This window comes from Dyadobacter sp. BHUBP1 (genome assembly GCF_050587785.1).
Classification (GTDB): domain Bacteria; phylum Bacteroidota; class Bacteroidia; order Cytophagales; family Spirosomataceae; genus Dyadobacter.
Genome location: NZ_JBOBIH010000003.1, coordinates 696,366 through 713,826 on the forward strand (window position 1 = coordinate 696,366; position 17,461 = coordinate 713,826).

Here is a 17,461-nt window from a genome sequence, read left to right on the forward strand (position 1 = left end):
ATTATTGAATTTGGCCTTATTTTTGGCTGCAATTCAAGTATAAGCCATGATCTCCATCGTTATTTGCTCGGCCGATCAGACCGAGTTGTCCAAAGTTTCTGAAAATATCCGCGATACCGTTGGCATTACTCACGAAATAATCGCCATCGACAACCGCGAAGCAAGGCGTGGGATTTGCGACGTTTACAATGAAGGAGCAAAGAAAGCCAGGTTCGATCTGGTGTGTTTCATGCACGAGGATATTGAAATCAGGACTGAAAATTGGGGAAGCGTCGTTGAGCAAATCTTTAAGCGCGATCCGGAAATCGGCATTGTGGGTGTAGCTGGCGGTGGTTACAAGTCCCTCGCGCCGGCAGGCTGGTATCAACTGGAATTCCATTCGGAAGAAAGGTCGTATCAGAATGTTCTTCAAGGCTACAAGTTTGATGACAAGCAGGAAATTCATGCCTATCATAACCCGCGCAATGAGCGGCTTAGCCGGGTGGTCTGCGTGGATGGTCTTTGGTTTTGTACCCGACGCGATATAGCCCTTCGATTTCCATTTGACGGCAAAGTGCTTACCGGCTTTCACGGTTATGACCTCGACTTCTGCCTGAGCGTATTTCCACATTACAAGGTCATGGTGACCTATGAAGTGTTGATGAAGCATGCCTCAGAAGGGAATTTTAACCGGCAATGGTTGGACCACATCCTGAAACTGCACAAAAAATGGAGTTATGCCTTGCCGCTGACGACGTCCGTCATGCGGGGCAATGAAATGTATGATATCGAAAAAAGGTCATTCGAGAAGCTCATAGAGCAAATGATACGTTGGAAGTACAGCTACTGGCAAATTCAGACGATGCTCTGGCACAGCACCAAAACGAAGCAGATGCCCCGCCGCGTGGTTTTTAAAGCTTTTCGTCACCTTTTGAAGTTACATCTACATATTCTTCCACTTCCGGACGGGCAAAAAAGCGGGCCCACAGCAGTTTAGCACGCAAACCCCAGATCTGCCGGTATACGAAAGCAGCTTTCTTCGATTTTTTATAAACCGGAATGTAATACAACTGCTCGTAATTATCGCGGATAATGCCGGCGTATTCAAACGAAAAGAACGATTCGAGCCGTTCCTCGAACAAAGTACGAAGCCGGTCGAGGAACGGCTGGTCGCGGTTCTTTTTGAACGTAGCGCATTGCTGCACCCATTTCAGGTCCCGACGTAACTTTTTGATGTCGCGGTTTTCGTGGTAATTCTTCCGGATCTTCTTCCGCTTGTTGAGAATGTCGGTGGAAGTGGTGGTATGCTGACGGTATCTGACCAGCGTTTCCGGGATCACCTCGATGCTGCCCAGGTTGGCGGCCACATAGGCAATCCAGTGGTCGTGAAAATGGTCCGGATTGAATGGCAAAAACTCGTCGCGCAGGTCACGTTTGAAGAGAATGCTGTGTCCCGACACGCAGTTGAAATACAGAAAAACCTTGGGATCATCACCCCGATAGAGGTGGATAATGTCCGACATTTTCCGTTTCCAGGTCATTTGCCGGCCTTGCTCGTCCATAAAAGCAGAATCGTGGTAAATCAGCAAATGCTCTCCGATACCCGCTACCTGTTTGCTGATTTTTTCCAGGTCCCAGATATCATCCTGGTCGCATAACGCAATGTATTCGCCTTCACACAGGCTAATCGCTTTTTCGAAATTTTTTACATAACCCAGGTTCATCTCGTTATCGAAGATCCTGAAAACCGGGTATCGCTCCGCGTAGGCACGCACGATCTCGCGGGAGCGATCCTTGCTGCCGTCGTCCACGACAACTATCTCGATGTTCGGATAGGTCTGGTTTACAAGCGAATCGAGCTGCTCTTCGAGGTACTTTTCGCCGTTGTAAACACACAATGCAATCGAAACGAGTGGGTAGGGTGTGCCGGGAATATCGAAATCGGGTTGGTTGTTCACTTTACTGTTATTTTTTTGCCTTTACGCCCCATGCTTTTCTGAGCGCATAAAAAAACTTGCTGGTGTCCGGTTTCTTCAAAATCCGGAGCAGTGTGTCGCGGTGTTTCCAGACGAGCATTCCAAATTTTGCATTGAAAAAGCCATCGTTACGCCTGAGACTCTGATTGTACAATGCATTGATCAGCTCGTGTGCCTTGCCCGTACACTGCCGTGCGCAAAGCCGGAGCCACTGACTTTCCCTTTCCAGTTCCAGCACCTTTTGATCGGTACTCCGGGCTACCGTTTTCAATGCGAGTATATCGGTGTTGTTGCCCGAATGCTGGCGGTATTGCACGAGTGCCTCCTCTGCAAAATCGATGCTGCCCAGGCAGGCTGCATTGAATGCCAGCCATTGGTCGTAATGAAAGCGCTCCGGGAATGGCAATGATTTTCGCAATACCTGTTTTTTCATCAAAATACTATGGCCCGAGACGCAGTTCAAAAACAGGAACACTTCGGGCGCATTGCCGCGGTAGAAGTTCAGCTTATCTGAAATGCGCCGGTCCATGGACCGGCCCCCGGCGTCTATAAGCTCCGAATCGTGGTAAACCAGGGTATGGTCGCCGATGAGGCGTACCTGCTTTTCCAGTTTTTCCTGATGCCAAATGTCGTCCTGGTCGCAAATCGCGATCAGCTCGCTCTGGCAGAGGCCCAGTGCCTTTTCGAAGTTCTTATTGTAACCGAGGTTTTGCTCGTTGTAATGCAGCCTGATGCGCGCATCCTTTTCCGCATATTCTTCCAAAATGGAAGGCGTGGCGTCGGTAGAGCAATCATCCACTACCAGCAGCTCCCAGCGGGTATATCGTTGTGCAATTACCGAATCCAGCTGCTCGCGGAGAAATGCGCTGCCATTGTAGGTACACAAGGCAATGGATATCAGCGGCAGGTTTTCCATTTACACATCGGTGAATTGCTGCATATCGATCAGGCGCTTGTACAGCCCGTCTTTCGCAATGAGCTCGGCGTGGCTGCCTTGTTCGATGATCTTGCCTTCTTCCAGCACCAGGATCGTATCCGCGCTCTGGATGGTACTCAGGCGGTGTGCGATTACAAGAGAAGTCCGGTTTTTCATCAGGTTGTTCAATGCTTCCTGCACCAGTTTTTCCGACTCGGTATCCAGGGCCGAGGTCGCCTCATCGAGAAGCATGATCGGCGGGTTCTTCAATACGGCCCGGGCGATGCAGATGCGCTGCTTCTGTCCGCCCGAAAGCTTCATCCCCCGGTCTCCTATATTGCTGTAATAGCCTTCCTCGGTTCCCATTATAAATTCATGTGCATTGGCAATCCGGGCTGCTGCCTCCACTTGCTCCATGGTAGCGTCCGGGCTTCCGAAGGCGATATTCTGAAAGATCGTGTCATTGAACAGCATCGACTCCTGGTTCACCAGCCCGAACATCGACCATAGCGATTCCTGTTTGATTTGCCGCACATCGACGCCGTCTATCAGCACATGGCCTTCGTCGGTATCGATAAACCGGGGAAGCAGGTCCATCAGGGTCGATTTTCCGCCGCCGGAAGGCCCTACCAATGCAACCGTCTTGCCTTTTGGAATGGTCACATTAATGGATTGAAGGACCGGCCGCGAAGGGTAGGAGAACGAAACGTTTTCCAGCCGGATGGACTCTTTAAAATCCCGCATATCCACCGCATCCGGCGCGTCACGGATCTCCGGCTTCTCGTCGATCAGTTCGAGTACGCGCTCGCCGGCGGCGATCCCTGCGTGGATGGTGCTGAAAGAATCGGTCAATGCTTTCGCAGGGCGCATTACCTGCGAGAAAATGCCGATGTAAGCGACGAATTTGGACACGTCGAGGTCGGAATTATTGTCAATGATAAGCGAGCCGCCGTACAGTACGATAATCGCGACCATGGTAACACCCAAAAATTCGGACACCGGCGAGCTGAGCTGCTGGCGTTTGGCCATTTTGCGCCCGAGGTCGGAATAGCGGATGTTCTCCTTGTTGAATTTGTCTTTGATAGCCTCGGTCGCATTGAACGCCTTGATGATCTTGATCCCGGTGAGCGCTTCGTCGAGGTAGCTAATCATGAGCCCGAAGTAATGTTGGGCCAGCGCGGCCTGCTGTTTCAGCCTTTTCACGATTTTTGAAATGAGGAAAGCGGAAACAGGGATCACCAGGATGGCAAAAAACGTCAGTTTGGCCGACGTAGCGAAAAGCATAAACACATATGCAAGCAACTGCATCGGTTCCTTAAACACTACCTGTAAAGTACTTGTAACCGAAAATTGTACGACTCCCACGTCGGATGCGATTTTTGAGATAATATCCCCTTTGCGCTGGTTGCTGAAATAGCCCACATGCAGGTCCATTACATTGTCAAATACTTGTTTGCGCAAGTTCAGCAGGGTGTGGATCCGGAGGTTTTCCATGATCCGCTGTGAGAAGTATTTGAAGATATTCGAAAGTAGCACAGAGCCGACGATTACCGCACATACGACCTGTAACGCGCCGTGCGGCCCGAAAGTCAAATTGGCCTGCTGCGCATAATAGTTGAGCATGCCCGTGGGGTCGAGCCAACCGTTTTCCGGCCTGGGGTCCGCTTGCCCACCCTGGTTAAGGAAGAGCGTATTCAGGAGCGGCGCCAGCAGGGCCAGGTTCAGGGTATTGAATACTACTCCCAGCAGGGTACAAATAATATACGGGACAGCAAAACGGGCAATCGGTTGAGCAAAAGATAATAATCTGAGGTACGTTTTCATTCTTAGATAATGGCATACTCGCCGTACGCCGGAAGTAAAAAAAACCGAAACCGGGTTTTTCGGATTAACGCGCAAATTAACGCTTATCTGGCGAAACAACTGTCCGTGACTTCAATTAATTCCCGGCAAGCCGCCGGTTAATACGATGCCCCGGTCACGGGAAAGGTTGGAAACCGCAGGAAAAAAAGCCGACAATCGACGCGTGACCCAACTTTTTAAAACAAGTCGTTGTTCAAAAGTAAACCGCCAGACAATGATTACGAATTCCGATATATTTTCGATTGAAGCAGGTGATCGCGTACCTGTAACTACCTATAAGGCAGCCCGCTCGGTTGCCGGGCTTGTTGCGAGCCATTTCGAGCGGCATCACGAGGCGGTATCCAAATACTACGAACAGGAGCTTGCGCCCCGTCCCGATGCCCGCATTATTGAAACAATTATCGATACGACATTCTGGGCGAGCCTGCGCCGCGAGGAAGGGCGTTCGCCGAAAGTGTCTATCGCCTACCTGCCGCCACAAGCCGCCGAACACCCGCTGGTTTTCGCGGAAAAACTCGCGCTGACCGCCAACGTGCTCACCAAGCTCGCGCCCGCCGTCGAGCGCTCTGGCATACACCTGGGCGTGTGGCTCGAAGACGGCGAGCTGCGCATTTGGGGTACCACACGCGTGATTCCCGGATTGTGCTTCGTGCTGGAAGTGATCGAGCCGGGGATGCTGGTGGTGAAACATCGCAGGGTAGAGGGCTTTGGTAAATTCGTGAACGTGGCGGTGCTCAAAGGCGACCAGGTGAAGATTGTCAATGAGGAGAGCCGTAAAGTAAAAGATTGTCCTTCGCTGATCAATTCATTGATGGGATTTTCGTCAACGACATTATGGAGTGACTATCCTAACCTGCTCGTGCAGTTGGCCGCATCCATGCGCAGCCATGAGCGCGGCGGTATACTGCTGGTGGTTCCCAAAGGCAAGGACCGCTGGCGTGAATCGATCATCCACCCGATTACCTATGACGTGCAGCCGCCATTCTCCGAGCTGGCCGACCTGCACCGCAAATACGTCGAAGATCCTAACCCCATTACCTGGCAGAACCAGTTCAGTTCGGCAGTGCATAATATGGCCGGGCTTACGGCAGTGGACGGTGCTACGATCATCAACGACCGATACGAACTACTCGCATTCGGTGCCAAAATCGGCCGGGCGCAGGATGCAAAGCCGGTGGAGGAAATCCTGATTACCGAACCGATTATTGGTAATACGGCCATGGTGGTGCATCCGGTGCAGAACGGAGGCACGCGGCATTTGTCGGCGGCGCAGTTTGTGTACGACCAGCGCGATTCGATCGCACTCGTGGCCTCACAAGATGGCCGCTTCACCATATTCTCCTGGTCGAAATGCGAGAACATGGTACAGGCGCACCGGGTCGATGCACTGCTGCTATGATCCAAACGGGAAGAGTTCCAGCTGCTCGGGATCTTTGTATTTCCGCGACTTGATCTCAGGTTCATGAAAGTTGGATAGCGAGATTCCGAGCAGCCGCACGGCTTTTTCTTCCAGGTCGAGCTTTTCGAGCAATTGCTTTGCGGTGTCGGTAATGGTATCGAGGTCACCGACGGGGTGGGCGAAGGAATGGTTGCGGGTTATTTGGGTAAAATCACTGAATTTCACCTTCAATGTTACTGTCCGGCCTTTCAACTGGTTCTTTTCGAGTCGGTTGGCTACTGTAATGCCGATGCGGTCGAGCTCCTTGTTCATTTCATCCAGCGTGGTGAGGTCGTAAGTAAAGGTATCCTCGGCACCGAGCGATTTGGTTTCGCGGTGCGTTTGTACCTGCCGGTCGTCGATCCCGCGCACGATCTTGTAGAAGAAATGGCCTGTTTTTCCAAAATGGCTAACGAGTTCATCTTCCGACAGCTTTTTGAGATCCGCACCGGTGTATAACTGCATTCCCTTCATTTTGTCGGCAGTGACCTTTCCTACGCCATGAAATTTCTCGACCGGCAGCTGGTCCATGAAACTCTCAATTTTAGACGGGCCAATGAATTTTAATCCATCAGGTTTGTTGATATCGGACGCGATTTTAGCTATGAATTTATTGATCGACACACCTGCGGACGCGGTGAGATTCAGCTCTTCTTTAATAGATTTCTTGATCTGCTTTGCGATTTCCACCGCTGATCCGATGCCCATTTTGTCCTCGGTTACGTCCAGGTAAGCCTCGTCCAGCGAAAGCGGCTCGATCAGGTCTGTATAGCGGGAGAAAATCTCACGAATACTTCTGGAAACGGATTTATATACCTCAAATCTCGGGTGCACGAAGATAATGTGAGGGCATAGCTGAATCGCCTGCCGCGAAGGCATCGCCGATCGTACCCCGAACTTGCGGGCTTCGTAGCTCGCCGTGGCCACCACACCCCGGCCGGTAGGAGAGCCGCCGACGGCCAGCGGTTTGCCGCGGTATTCAGGAAAATCGCGCTGCTCCACCGAGGCGTAGAATGCATCCATGTCGATATGGATGATCTTGCGAATGGCTTTGCTGGCGGGCACCTCCTGCATGGGAAATGGCAATTTTTTCTGGTTATAAGTGTATCCTCCTATTAAAAACAAATTAAATAATATTGCATTCGCATCAGGAGGGACTTTTTTTTCGTAGTAGGTGAATAAATCCGCAGTCAGTCTGTAACTAGCGGGCCGATTCATTTACTCAGTTCCCCGGAAATTCAATGCGACATACTATACTCCTGTTCAAATCCCTTTTTGTTCTCCTCTTTCTTCTCCGCGTGAATGCCGGCGCTGTGCAGGCGCAGGACCGTTGCGCATCGATGGAGCTCCTCCAAAAACGGTTTACCGATAAACCCGCGCTCAAACTGATGTTCGACCAGCGGGAGCTACGTTTAAAACAGCTCATCAGGGAAAGGGTTGCTTCCGGGAGGTCGATGCGGACAACCGGCCTGGTCACGATTCCCGTCGTGTTCCATGTCGTGCTTAGCCGCCAATCGATGGTGACCGACGCGCAGATCATGGCCCAGCTTGATACGATCAATAAGGATTACGCCGGGACGAATGCAGGGGCCGCCAAGGTTCCTTCCTATTTCAAATCGCTTTTCGGGCAGTCGGGCATTCAGTTCTGCCTCGCGCAGCGTACGCCCAACGACGCGCCCTCGACCGGGATTGTGCGTTACACGACCTCACGCAATTCATTTGACTATACCACCAATCAGGTAAAGCACGCCGAATCGGGCGGCGCCGATGCCTGGGATACCGATAAATACCTCAATATCTGGATTTGCGACCTGTCAGGTTCCACGCTGGGCTATGCCACTTTTCCGGATGACGGTGTAAAAGACGAACAGGGTGTGGCCATCGACTACGCGTCACTGCCGGGTGGAAGTGCTGCGGGTTTCAACCAGGGAAAAACATTGACCCATGAAATCGGCCATTATTTTAATCTGTACCACATTTGGGGTGACGATAATGGCGCTTGTACGGGTACCGACGAGGTAGATGATACCCCCAACCAAAGCAACAGCACGACCACCTGCCAGACGGGTATCGTCACCGACCGTTGCACGACCACTTCACCGGGCATCATGTACCAGAATTACATGGATTACACGCCCGATGCCTGTTTGTTTATGTTTACTAAAATGCAGGTGGCGAGAATGGAAACGGCGTTCAGTACTTATCGTTCACTGCTGGCGCTTTCCAATGGCTGTACGCCGGTGGATGTGAAGAAAAAAGACGCCTCCCTGAAAGCGATACGCCAGCCCGCGCAGCGCATTTGCAGTAACTCGCTCACGCCGCAAATCACGCTGGTGAACAAGGGAAGTGAAACGCTTACGTCGGTGAAGATCCACGTGGCAATCGATAATGGAACCGCGCAGAGCTACAACTGGACCGGTTCGCTGGCCACTTACGCCCAAACAAACGTGACTTTACCTGCTCTTACCACAGTGGAAGGTAACCACGTGCTGAGTATCACTACGTCCAATCCAAACGGCGCGGCCGATGAGGATACTTCCAATGATGCTTTGAGTCTCGATTTCGTCTACTACGAGCCGTTTGCCGCTCCGGTGAAAGAAGGCTTTGAGGGGCTCTTTGCGCCACAGGGTTGGGATATTGTGAATGAAGACGGTGGCTCGACCTGGGAAAAGACGACCTCCGCATCCAAAACCGGCAGCGCTTCGGTGAAAATAGGGAACTTTGACAACCAGGTAGTAGGACAGCGCGATTACCTGCGCTCGCCGACGGTACGGATCGCCGGGGTCGACTCTGCATTTGTGTCGTTTCAGGTAGCAGCCGCGACCTACACGAATGCGTCAGCTCAGGGTAATGTGTGGGATACCTTGCAAGTACTTATCAGTACAGATTGCGGACAGACTTACACAAGTATCTACAAAAAATGGGGATCGAGCCTCATTACCCGCAGTGCGGCCACGCGTACCGCATTTACGCCGGGCGTGAACGAATGGCGGCGAGAAGAGATCAATATCGGCAGCTTCATCGGTCAGGGAGAAATCCTCGTCGCATTCCTGAATACCAACGGCAACGAAAATGATATTTACCTCGACGACATCAATATCCGGACTGTGACGGTGAATCCGAACCTGAAAGAAGCAGGCTTCCTGGTGACGCCCAACCCGACGAGCGGACAGGTGTCGGTGCAGTTCTACCCGCATCCTGAGAAGCTGAAATCCGTCTCGATTTACAACGTTGCGGGGCAGAAAATAAGGGAGACCGTCATTACCGGAGAAGTGGCTTCCAATGTTTACAATTTCGATCTGACCACCTACCCATCAGGGCTGTATGTTGTCAAAGCAGAGTTTGAAGACCGTGTGCTGACGAAGAAGATTGTGAAGAATTAAGAGAAGGAATTTTGAATGACCGAATGACTGAATAATTCGAATATTCGGTCATTCAGTCATTCAATCATTCAGTCATTCAATCATTCAGTCATTAATATATTCGCTTGACCACCACCTTGCTATTCGTTTGCGAAATGGCAAACTCTTTGGCGTTCTCATTGGGTGGTGCGATAAAAATCTGCTTTTTCTTCTTGCCGTCGGTGTTTACCCAGTTGGCCGAATAGATCTCCGGGAGCTGGCCGGTGTAGATCGGGTGATGGTCGGAGTACATGAATACTTCCTCCTGTTCGTAAGCTAATTCGAGGTCGCTTCCCTCGATCACATCACAGATGATCTTCAACCCGCCTGCCTCGTCGTCTACCAGACCTTTAATCCGGGCTTTGCCGTAAAAAGGATCTTCTTCAAATTCCCAACGGATGTAGTATTCGATTACGTTTCCGATCTGAGACTCAATATAGTCGGCAGTTAGCAGTTGTTCCTGGCGCATGGTCGAAGTTGGTTTTTACACTCCTTTAAACTAGGCAAAATTCAAACCCGCCCCTTGTGGGCGTTTTGACAAATGTAATCGTAAGCAGGATGTTTCCAAAAATAATAGGACGCGTTTCATAGATATTTGAAAAATTACCACCAAGTGGAGATTTGCAGTGGAGTAAGCTGTTGGAAGGGCGACTTTCATATAGTTGCATAGGTTAGTTGTGTAGATGTAATTCTTAATTGTGTTATAGAAGTTTTTGGGAGCTCAGGAGTGACCGTTTTATCACCCGGGGGAACATAGCGGTATGGTTTTTGTCGGGCACTGGCTATTCAACATAATTTTCCGGGCACTGGCCCGTCACTTAGCCAAGATTGATATGAGAAAAACTCAACGAGCCAATGAGCCTGTACCATGTTCGGTCCCGCTCATTTTCCTGAGGATCGGTTTCTTCCTGTTACTGTTTTCCGGCCCGATATCCCGAAGTAGCGCACAGCAGGTAGGGCCGGATTCAACCCGAAAGGCCAAGCCCGATACGCTCACCACCCCGGTCCCGAAACCCGATCCTGCATCAACCCGACCGGCCTCCGATACCCTCCCCAAGCCTCGAAATACCACCGATTCTGCATCCAAATCCTCCTCTTCACCGCTGGTGAAACCCTCGCAGAACTTCGATCCGCTGACCAAACCAGCCCCTCAGAAAGATTCACTGAATAAACCCGACAGCACTGCCAAGCCCGCCCAGACCGGCAATGCAAACGCGACCCGACCGGCACAGAATGTGGTGCCCGACTCCGCCGCGGCACAGAGACCCGCGGGAGCTACCGACCCAGGTCCCAATGCACGCGAGATCAAAGGTGTGGTAAAAGATGAAAAGGGTGCAGGAATGCCCGGTGTGGCGGTTTTGGTGAAAGGGACCCAGATCCAGGCCATTACTGAGCCGGATGGTTCTTTCCAGATGAAAGTTCCTGCGAATGGAGGCATATTGGTGTACAGTTTCGTCGGTTTTACCACGAAGGAAGTGCCGATCACCGGCCTTAGTACCTACGATGCGCAACTCGTTCCCGAAGCCAAGGCATTGAAGGAAGTGGTGGTGGTAGGGTATGGAGCCCAGAGCAAGCGCGACCTGGCGAGTTCGACCTCGCGGGTGGCTTCTCAGGAATATAAATCGGCGGTGATCAATACCATCGACCAGGCGATTCAAGGCCGGGCTACGGGTGTTCAAGTCGTGGAAAGTTCAGGTGAGCCGGGTGCTTCGGCGGTAGTGAGGATACGCGGTAATAACTCGCTGAGCGGGAATAATGAGCCGCTGTATGTCATCGATGGCTTCCCGATGCCCCCTTATCGGGAGGCGGGGACTAATTTCTATGGGTCCTACACGCAAAACGGTTTGTACGGCATCAACCCGAACGATATTGAAAGTATGGAGATCCTGAAAGATGCTTCTGCCACAGCTATTTATGGCTCCCGCGGAGCAAATGGGGTGATCCTGATCACGACGAAATCGGGTAAGCGGGGCGAGGGCCGCGTGGAGCTCGTCAACAAGACTTCGTTCGGCCAGGTTGCCAATCCGATCCGGATGATGAACTCGCGGCAGTATGCCGAAGTGATCAACGAAAGTTTCCGCGTTACTAATCGCAATCCGCCATTCGAAAACCTGGACAGCAGCATGACGAATACGGATTGGGTGGACGCCATCACACAGCCGAGTTTCCGGCAGGATATTACGCTGAGTCTTTCAGGCGGCAGCCCTAAGTCGTCGTATTATATTTCTGGTAACTATCTCAAAGACAAGGGTACCATTATCAATTCGAATAACGACCGGGCAAGTTTGCGGGTCAATGTGAACAATGAGATCAATGACTGGTACACCGTCAAAGGCCAGCTTTCATTCTCCCGGCAAAAAAACAACCGCGCCGTGACTGCCTCACGTGCGTGGCCGACTTCGGGCGGGCTCATGGACGGCCTGCGCGCGGCACCCACGCTGGAACTGGACTACCTGGGCAACAATAGTTTGGGTATCCCTAACTATCAGGGTTACTATTTCTCCAATCCTTATAATGAGCTGATGGCGAAAACCGATGTGACGCAGAGTGATTACTCCATCCTGAACATCGAGAATTATTTCAAGATCGCTAACGGGCTGCAACTGGTCGTGAGCCTGGCGGGTAACCAGAACCTTACACGCCGCAAGGTATTCCTGCCGCCATCAACGGCCGAAGGAAATCAAGTAAAGGGGAAAGGGAGCAATAATACGGCCAATACATATAGCTACAACTTCAATTCGTACCTCCAATACGAAAAGACCTTCCGGAAGAACCACTACCTCAATACTACCCTGGGTGTGGAATATAACGACCAGACTGTTGAATTCCTCAACACCAACTCGTCGGGCTTCGATGTGCCGTTTTTCGGTGTCGATAATATCGGTACCGCATCCTCGCAGGTGATCGCCTCGTACAAGGAGAAACGCATTTTGCAATCAGGGTTCCTGCGGGCCAACTATACTTTCAAAGGAAGATACGTGCTCAATGCCTCGGTCCGTGCGGATGGTGCTTCCGCCTTCGCGGAGAACAAAAAGTACGGTATATTCCCGGCAGTAGCGGTGGCCTGGAATCTCGACCAGGAGGAGTTTATGAAGGGCGTTACCTTTGTCACGAATACCAAATTCCGCGCGTCTTATGGTGAAACTGGCAGCCAGGCCATTTCGCCCTACTCGTCGCTGTCATTGTACAGTGCCGGTTTCTATGAAATGGGGCCCGGAGGCGATGGCGCTGTAATTAATACCGGCGTGTTTCCGAATACGATCGCCAATCCGAATCTTTCATGGGAAAGGACGAAGCAGTTCAACGTCGGGGTGGATTTCAATGCGGTCAAGGACCGGATCGTTCTAAGTTTCGATTATTACAACAAAGTCACTTCCGATCTGCTGCAACCGCGCAAAGTGCCAACTCAAGCGGGCGTGGGAACCATCATCGACAACTACGGAACCATGCGCAACCGCGGTGTGGAGCTGAGTGTCCAGGGAAATATTATTCAGAAGAAAAATGTGACCTATTCGACGCGCGTCAACATCTCAAGAAACGTAAATACGCTGGTCGACTTGGGCGACCGCACCCAGCCCGATTACGTGAATATCAACGGTAACCTGCTGGGTGGTGTTTCGGGCATCCTGATTCCAGGGCAGGAAGTAGGGCAGTTTTTTGGATACCGGGTCGACGGGCTGAGTCAAAAAGACGATTTCGACGCTAACGGTAACCCGAAATTTGCGACGTTCGAAGGGCCCGCGCCTGCCGGATCAAAAGGCAGCCCGCTTTACGGTGCATGGAAATACTCGGATATCAATGGCGACGGCATCATTACCGCCGACGACCGCGTGGTGCTAGGCAAATCGACGCCGGATTTCACATTCGGATGGAGCCACGACTTCACCTGGAAGAACTTCGCGGTGAATGCATTGTTTACGGGTTCCGTTGGAAATGACGTGCTCAACCTCACACGGTTCTACATCAGCAATGGGGTAGTCGATTACGGCGGGGTAGGGTTCAACCAGTCGGAAGAATGGTTCCAGCACCGCTACACGGAAGCCAAGCCGCATAACAACCCGAAATATCCGGGTGTGCAGCGCGGGATCGCCTCAGGGGATATCAACTCGGTAATGCTGGAAGACGGCAGTTTTGCCCGACTGAAAATGCTCACGGTTTCCTACACATTCCCGAGACTCGGCCCGATCCAGAACCCACGGCTTTTTGTGACAGGCACCAACCTATGGACCCTGACCAATTATTCCGGCTTCGATCCTGAAGTGAGCTCCTACGCGCAGTCACTGCTGCAACAGGGAATTGACTACGGTGCATACCCTGCGCAGCGCTCATACACCATAGGCTTCTCGTGCAATTTCTAGTGTTGACCAATGTATCTGAAAAAATGAAAATACATATCAAGATATCCGTGATGCTGCTGGCTCTGCTGGGCATTGCGGCCTGTAAAGATAACCTCGAAGAGTCGCCCTATTCGTCGCTGGGCAAGGATGTGGCATTCAAGGACGAGGACGGTCTGAATCAGGCGACGATCGGCGTATACCAGGCCTGGACTACGACCGATCATTCCGACATTTTCAATCGCTTTGTTCTGACCGAATCCGGCCACCGGTATGCGACGGCGGGCATTCTCGGTCCAGGTTCCGATCCTTACTACCGTTTTGCACATACTCCGGTATCGGGTGCATTCGAATCGGTTTGGGCGCGGTTTTACAAGATTATTTACCGTGCCAATACCGTGATCGACAATGCGAAGCTGGCCGTTCCCGGTGAAGAAGAGGAAGCGGACCCTTACATTGCCGAGGCACGCGTGCTGAGAGCTTACGCCTACTTCAACCTGGTAAGGCTGTTTGGAGGCGTGCCGCTGATATTGAAGGAGATCGGGTCATTTGAAGAAAAGGACCTCATTTTCGCACCCCGTGCGACCGACGCAGAAGTATATGAAGCTATCCTGGCCGATCTCGCATTTGCCGAAACCATCCTTCCGGATTCGCGCGGCGGAGCGGAGCTGGGGCGCGTTTCAGCAGGTACAGTGAAAGCGTTGATGGGTAAAGTGTACCTGACCATGGCAGGTAAGCCTTTGAACAGGACGGAAAACTATCAGAAGGCTATTGAAAAACTGAGTGAGTTGGTGGGGCCTGTAAACGAGGAAAAATACGATATGGAACTGCTGCCCAACTTCGCCGATGTATTTGCGCTGGCCAACGAGCGCAACCGTGAAATCGTGCTGTCGTTCGGTTATTTTGTCAATCCTTCGAACCAGAACGGGAATATATTGCCATTCCACCTGTTCCCGTCAGGTCTGGTGAACGGAGATGAGCAAACCAACTACGGTTTGACTTATGATTATTACAAACTGTTCGATAAAACCGACACGCGCCGTGACTACACGCTCGTTTCACGTTATGCGTTCACAGGCGGCGCGCGTGCGGGGGCCGAGCCCGGCGACAGCATCATCTACGACCCGACGACCTCGCATTACCTGAACCAGCGGACCAAAGAGCCGTTTTCACACGATGATTTCAAATACGGTATAGCCTTCGGCAAACTTGCGCGGGAAGCTCGCCCGGCGGGGGCTCCTGTGCAGGGGTATAGCGCGGACCTGATCGAAATGCGGTTTTCGGATGTGCTGCTGATGCTCGCCGAAGCGTTGGTGGAAACGGGCAAACCCGCCGAAGCGCTTCCCCTGCTCAACCGCGTCCGTGCCCGTGCGAAGGCGGCACCTTCCAAGGCGGCCGGCGTACCAGCATTGCGTGCCGCGATCCGCACCGAACGCAGGCTGGAACTAAGCGGCGAGTTTAATACCGTGTTCGATATCCGGCGCTGGGGAACATTGAAGGACGAGATCGCAGCGATGACCGACGACCAGATCGTCGACAATGTGCTCGTACCTTATTCGCCGCGCCTCGAACTTTATCCTATACCACAATCGCAGATCGACGCTAACCCGAATCTGCGGCAGAACGACGGCTGGTAGAAGGAAATACGGAGTTTCAGATGTAATTTCAGGTTTTTAAATTACACTATGAAAACTCCTTTCAAACAGGGTGTAGTATTGCTCGCTGGCCTCTGCCTGATGGCTTCCTGCCAGAAGCGTCTCTCCGTTTCCAAAACCGAATACAAACAGTACGGCATCGACCAGCAGGTCGGTGCCGATTCTGCTATAATCCGGTACTATCAGCCCTATAAGGCCAAAATGCAGGCCGAAATGAACCGGGTCGTCGGACAGACCGACGTGGCGCTCACCAAACCTTCGGACCCCGAAACGCTCATGGGCAATTTCTTTGCCGATGCCATGCTCAAAGAAGGTTTGAAGAAAGACCCTACCATCCAATTCACGCTCGCAACCAAAGGCGGCCTGCGCACCACATTTCCGAAAGGTAATATCACCGTTTCCCATGTTTTCGAACTGATGCCGTTTGAAAATGAAATGGTAGTACTCAAACTGTCAGGGCCGAATGTACAGCAGGTGATTGATTTTATTGCTAAAAAAGATGGTGAGCCCGTGGCCGGTATCCGGATGAAAATCAGGGACAATAAAGCCTATGACGTCACCATCGGCGGTGAACCGTTTGACATTAACAAGACCTACAATCTGCTCACCTACGACTATCTTGCCGACGGTGGCGACGACCTGGAATGCCTCCGTAACCCGCTCGAACGCCGGGAGATCAATCAGAAAGTAAGAGAAGCATTGTTTGAAAATATCAGTGACCTGACGCTTCAGGGCAAGAAAATAACCGCTCAGCTCGATGGAAGAATTGTATCAGATAAATAGGAGGGATTTCCTCAAAAAGGGCGGCCTGGCTGCCGCTGCATTGGGTTTGGGTTCCGTGCCGGCTTTCGCCAGGCGCGATTCGGTCGTGCAGCTTACCATTCTCCACACCAACGATGTACACAGCCGCATCGATCCGTTCCCGATGGATGGTTCGCGCAACCAGGGACTCGGTGGCGTGGCAAGGCGGGCTGCATTGGTGAAGCAAATCCGCGCTGAACAGCCCAATGTGCTTTTGCTGGATGCAGGAGATGTTTTTCAGGGAACGCCGTATTTCAATTTGTATGGCGGAGAGCTGGAACTGACGATCATGAGCCAGATGGGTTACGACGCTGCAACAATGGGTAACCACGATTTTGACAACAGCATTGCCGGCTTCGCAAAGCAGCTCCCACACGCAAACTTTCCCTTCCTGGTCAGTAATTATGATTTCAATAACACTGAATTGAAAGGGAAGACGCAGCCTTACAAGGTATTTAAAAAACAGGGGCTGAAAATCGGCGTTTTCGGGGTTTGCATTGAGCTGGAAGGGTTGGTAAACAAGAAGAACTACCTGGAAACCATTTACCTCGACCCGATCGCGAAGGCTAACGAAATGGCTTCGCTGCTTAAAAATGAACAGCATTGCGATTTCGTGATATGCCTCTCGCACTTGGGATACAAATACAAAGAAAATAAAGTATCAGACCAGGTTTTGGCCAAATCCACACGCAATATCGATCTCATCATCGGTGGCCACACGCATACATTTATGAAAGAGCCAGAGAATATCCTTAACCTGGACGGTAAGGTAACAACCATCAATCAGGTCGGTTTTGCGGGTATTAACCTCGGGCGGCTGGATTATTTCTTTGATCGCGAACGCGGTGAGCAGAAGATGGTATCGGCGGTGCTGCCGGTACACGAGTTTGTGTTGGGGTAATGTATGGTCAGGAATGGTCAGGTGTTGTCAGGTATTGTCAGGAGTAGTCATTGACGGTCAGGTATTGTCAGGAGTAGTCATTAATGGTCAGGTATTGTCACGCGCAGTCATTCATAATTGCAAATAGGTAAAACAACACTTGACTATTCCTGACCACACCTGACTATTCCAGACAGTTTTCCCCTTTCCAACGCAAC

12 protein-coding genes are annotated in these 17,461 nt (G+C 51.6%); 7 read left to right on the plus strand and 5 right to left on the minus strand.

Annotated features, from left to right (window positions below):
* The first annotated feature begins 46 nt into the window (after positions 1–46).
* Positions 47–976 (plus strand): glycosyltransferase, encoded by a 930-nt coding sequence (locus ACQ4MZ_RS15145; protein WP_430845913.1) that lies wholly within the window; start codon positions 47–49, stop codon positions 974–976.
* Here ACQ4MZ_RS15145 and ACQ4MZ_RS15150 read toward each other — a convergent pair.
* Genes ACQ4MZ_RS15150 through ACQ4MZ_RS15160 form a run of 3 tightly spaced genes read right to left on the minus strand, consistent with a single transcriptional unit; the run spans position 891 to position 4,695 of the window.
* Entirely contained in the window at positions 891–1,937 is a 1,047-nt protein-coding gene (locus ACQ4MZ_RS15150) for a glycosyltransferase family 2 protein (protein WP_430845914.1), read from the minus strand. The genes ACQ4MZ_RS15145 and ACQ4MZ_RS15150 overlap by 86 nt on opposite strands.
* A gap of 7 nt (positions 1,938–1,944) precedes the next feature.
* A complete protein-coding gene (locus tag ACQ4MZ_RS15155) occupies positions 1,945–2,871 on the minus strand; it encodes a glycosyltransferase family 2 protein (protein WP_430845915.1) in 927 nt (308 codons plus the stop codon).
* Positions 2,872–4,695, minus strand: a complete 1,824-nt coding sequence (locus ACQ4MZ_RS15160) for an ABC transporter ATP-binding protein (protein WP_430845916.1) — start codon at positions 4,693–4,695, stop codon at positions 2,872–2,874. It lies immediately after the preceding gene.
* A 253-nt stretch (positions 4,696–4,948) separates the two neighbouring features.
* Between ACQ4MZ_RS15160 and ACQ4MZ_RS15165 the strand changes: the two genes are divergently transcribed.
* Positions 4,949–6,133, plus strand: a complete 1,185-nt coding sequence (locus tag ACQ4MZ_RS15165) for a putative sensor domain DACNV-containing protein (RefSeq protein ID WP_430845918.1) — start codon at positions 4,949–4,951, stop codon at positions 6,131–6,133.
* On the opposite strand, the gene dinB is transcribed toward ACQ4MZ_RS15165, so the two are convergent.
* Positions 6,128–7,246, minus strand: a complete 1,119-nt coding sequence (dinB, locus tag ACQ4MZ_RS15170; RefSeq protein ID WP_430845919.1) for a DNA polymerase IV — start codon at positions 7,244–7,246, stop codon at positions 6,128–6,130. The two genes, ACQ4MZ_RS15165 and dinB, sit on opposite strands and share 6 nt — an antisense overlap.
* A gap of 167 nt (positions 7,247–7,413) precedes the next feature.
* Between dinB and ACQ4MZ_RS15175 the strand changes: the two genes are divergently transcribed.
* On the plus strand, positions 7,414–9,555 hold the full coding sequence (locus ACQ4MZ_RS15175; RefSeq protein WP_430845920.1) for a M43 family zinc metalloprotease: 2,142 nt from the start codon (positions 7,414–7,416) through the stop codon (positions 9,553–9,555).
* A gap of 91 nt (positions 9,556–9,646) precedes the next feature.
* Here ACQ4MZ_RS15175 and ACQ4MZ_RS15180 read toward each other — a convergent pair whose 3' ends face one another.
* Positions 9,647–10,042, minus strand: coding sequence for a hypothetical protein (locus ACQ4MZ_RS15180; protein WP_291202302.1), 396 nt, complete (start codon positions 10,040–10,042; stop codon positions 9,647–9,649).
* A gap of 364 nt (positions 10,043–10,406) precedes the next feature.
* Here ACQ4MZ_RS15180 and ACQ4MZ_RS15185 point away from each other — a divergent pair, with 364 nt between their 5' ends.
* Genes ACQ4MZ_RS15185 through ACQ4MZ_RS15200 form a run of 4 tightly spaced genes read left to right on the plus strand, consistent with a single transcriptional unit; the run spans position 10,407 to position 17,264 of the window.
* Positions 10,407–13,931, plus strand: a complete 3,525-nt coding sequence (locus ACQ4MZ_RS15185; RefSeq protein ID WP_430845921.1) for a SusC/RagA family TonB-linked outer membrane protein — start codon at positions 10,407–10,409, stop codon at positions 13,929–13,931.
* Between the two features lie 23 nt (positions 13,932–13,954).
* A complete protein-coding gene (locus ACQ4MZ_RS15190) occupies positions 13,955–15,544 on the plus strand; it encodes a RagB/SusD family nutrient uptake outer membrane protein (protein WP_430845922.1) in 1,590 nt (529 codons plus the stop codon).
* Positions 15,545–15,592: 48 nt separating this feature from the next.
* On the plus strand, positions 15,593–16,345 hold the full coding sequence (locus tag ACQ4MZ_RS15195; RefSeq protein ID WP_430845923.1) for a 5'-nucleotidase C-terminal domain-containing protein: 753 nt from the start codon (positions 15,593–15,595) through the stop codon (positions 16,343–16,345).
* The gene (locus ACQ4MZ_RS15200; RefSeq protein ID WP_430845924.1) at positions 16,320–17,264 is read left to right on the plus strand and encodes a bifunctional metallophosphatase/5'-nucleotidase; all 945 of its coding nucleotides are present in this window, start codon (positions 16,320–16,322) and stop codon (positions 17,262–17,264) included. The genes ACQ4MZ_RS15195 and ACQ4MZ_RS15200 overlap by 26 nt, the downstream gene beginning before the upstream one ends.
* The last annotated feature ends 197 nt before the right edge of the window (positions 17,265–17,461 follow it).

Coding starts and splice junctions, on each gene's coding strand:
- ACQ4MZ_RS15145 (WP_430845913.1), top strand. CDS start 47: ATGATCTCCATCGTTATTTGCTCGGCCGATCAGACCGAGTTGTCCAAA.
- ACQ4MZ_RS15155 (WP_430845915.1), bottom strand. CDS start 2,871: ATGGAAAACCTGCCGCTGATATCCATTGCCTTGTGTACCTACAATGGC.
- ACQ4MZ_RS15160 (WP_430845916.1), bottom strand. CDS start 4,695: ATGAAAACGTACCTCAGATTATTATCTTTTGCTCAACCGATTGCCCGT.
- ACQ4MZ_RS15165 (WP_430845918.1), top strand. CDS start 4,949: ATGATTACGAATTCCGATATATTTTCGATTGAAGCAGGTGATCGCGTA.
- dinB (WP_430845919.1), bottom strand. CDS start 7,246: ATGCAGGAGGTGCCCGCCAGCAAAGCCATTCGCAAGATCATCCATATC.
- ACQ4MZ_RS15175 (WP_430845920.1), top strand. CDS start 7,414: ATGCGACATACTATACTCCTGTTCAAATCCCTTTTTGTTCTCCTCTTT.
- ACQ4MZ_RS15180 (WP_291202302.1), bottom strand. CDS start 10,042: ATGCGCCAGGAACAACTGCTAACTGCCGACTATATTGAGTCTCAGATC.
- ACQ4MZ_RS15185 (WP_430845921.1), top strand. CDS start 10,407: ATGAGAAAAACTCAACGAGCCAATGAGCCTGTACCATGTTCGGTCCCG.
- ACQ4MZ_RS15190 (WP_430845922.1), top strand. CDS start 13,955: ATGAAAATACATATCAAGATATCCGTGATGCTGCTGGCTCTGCTGGGC.
- ACQ4MZ_RS15195 (WP_430845923.1), top strand. CDS start 15,593: ATGAAAACTCCTTTCAAACAGGGTGTAGTATTGCTCGCTGGCCTCTGC.
- ACQ4MZ_RS15200 (WP_430845924.1), top strand. CDS start 16,320: ATGGAAGAATTGTATCAGATAAATAGGAGGGATTTCCTCAAAAAGGGC.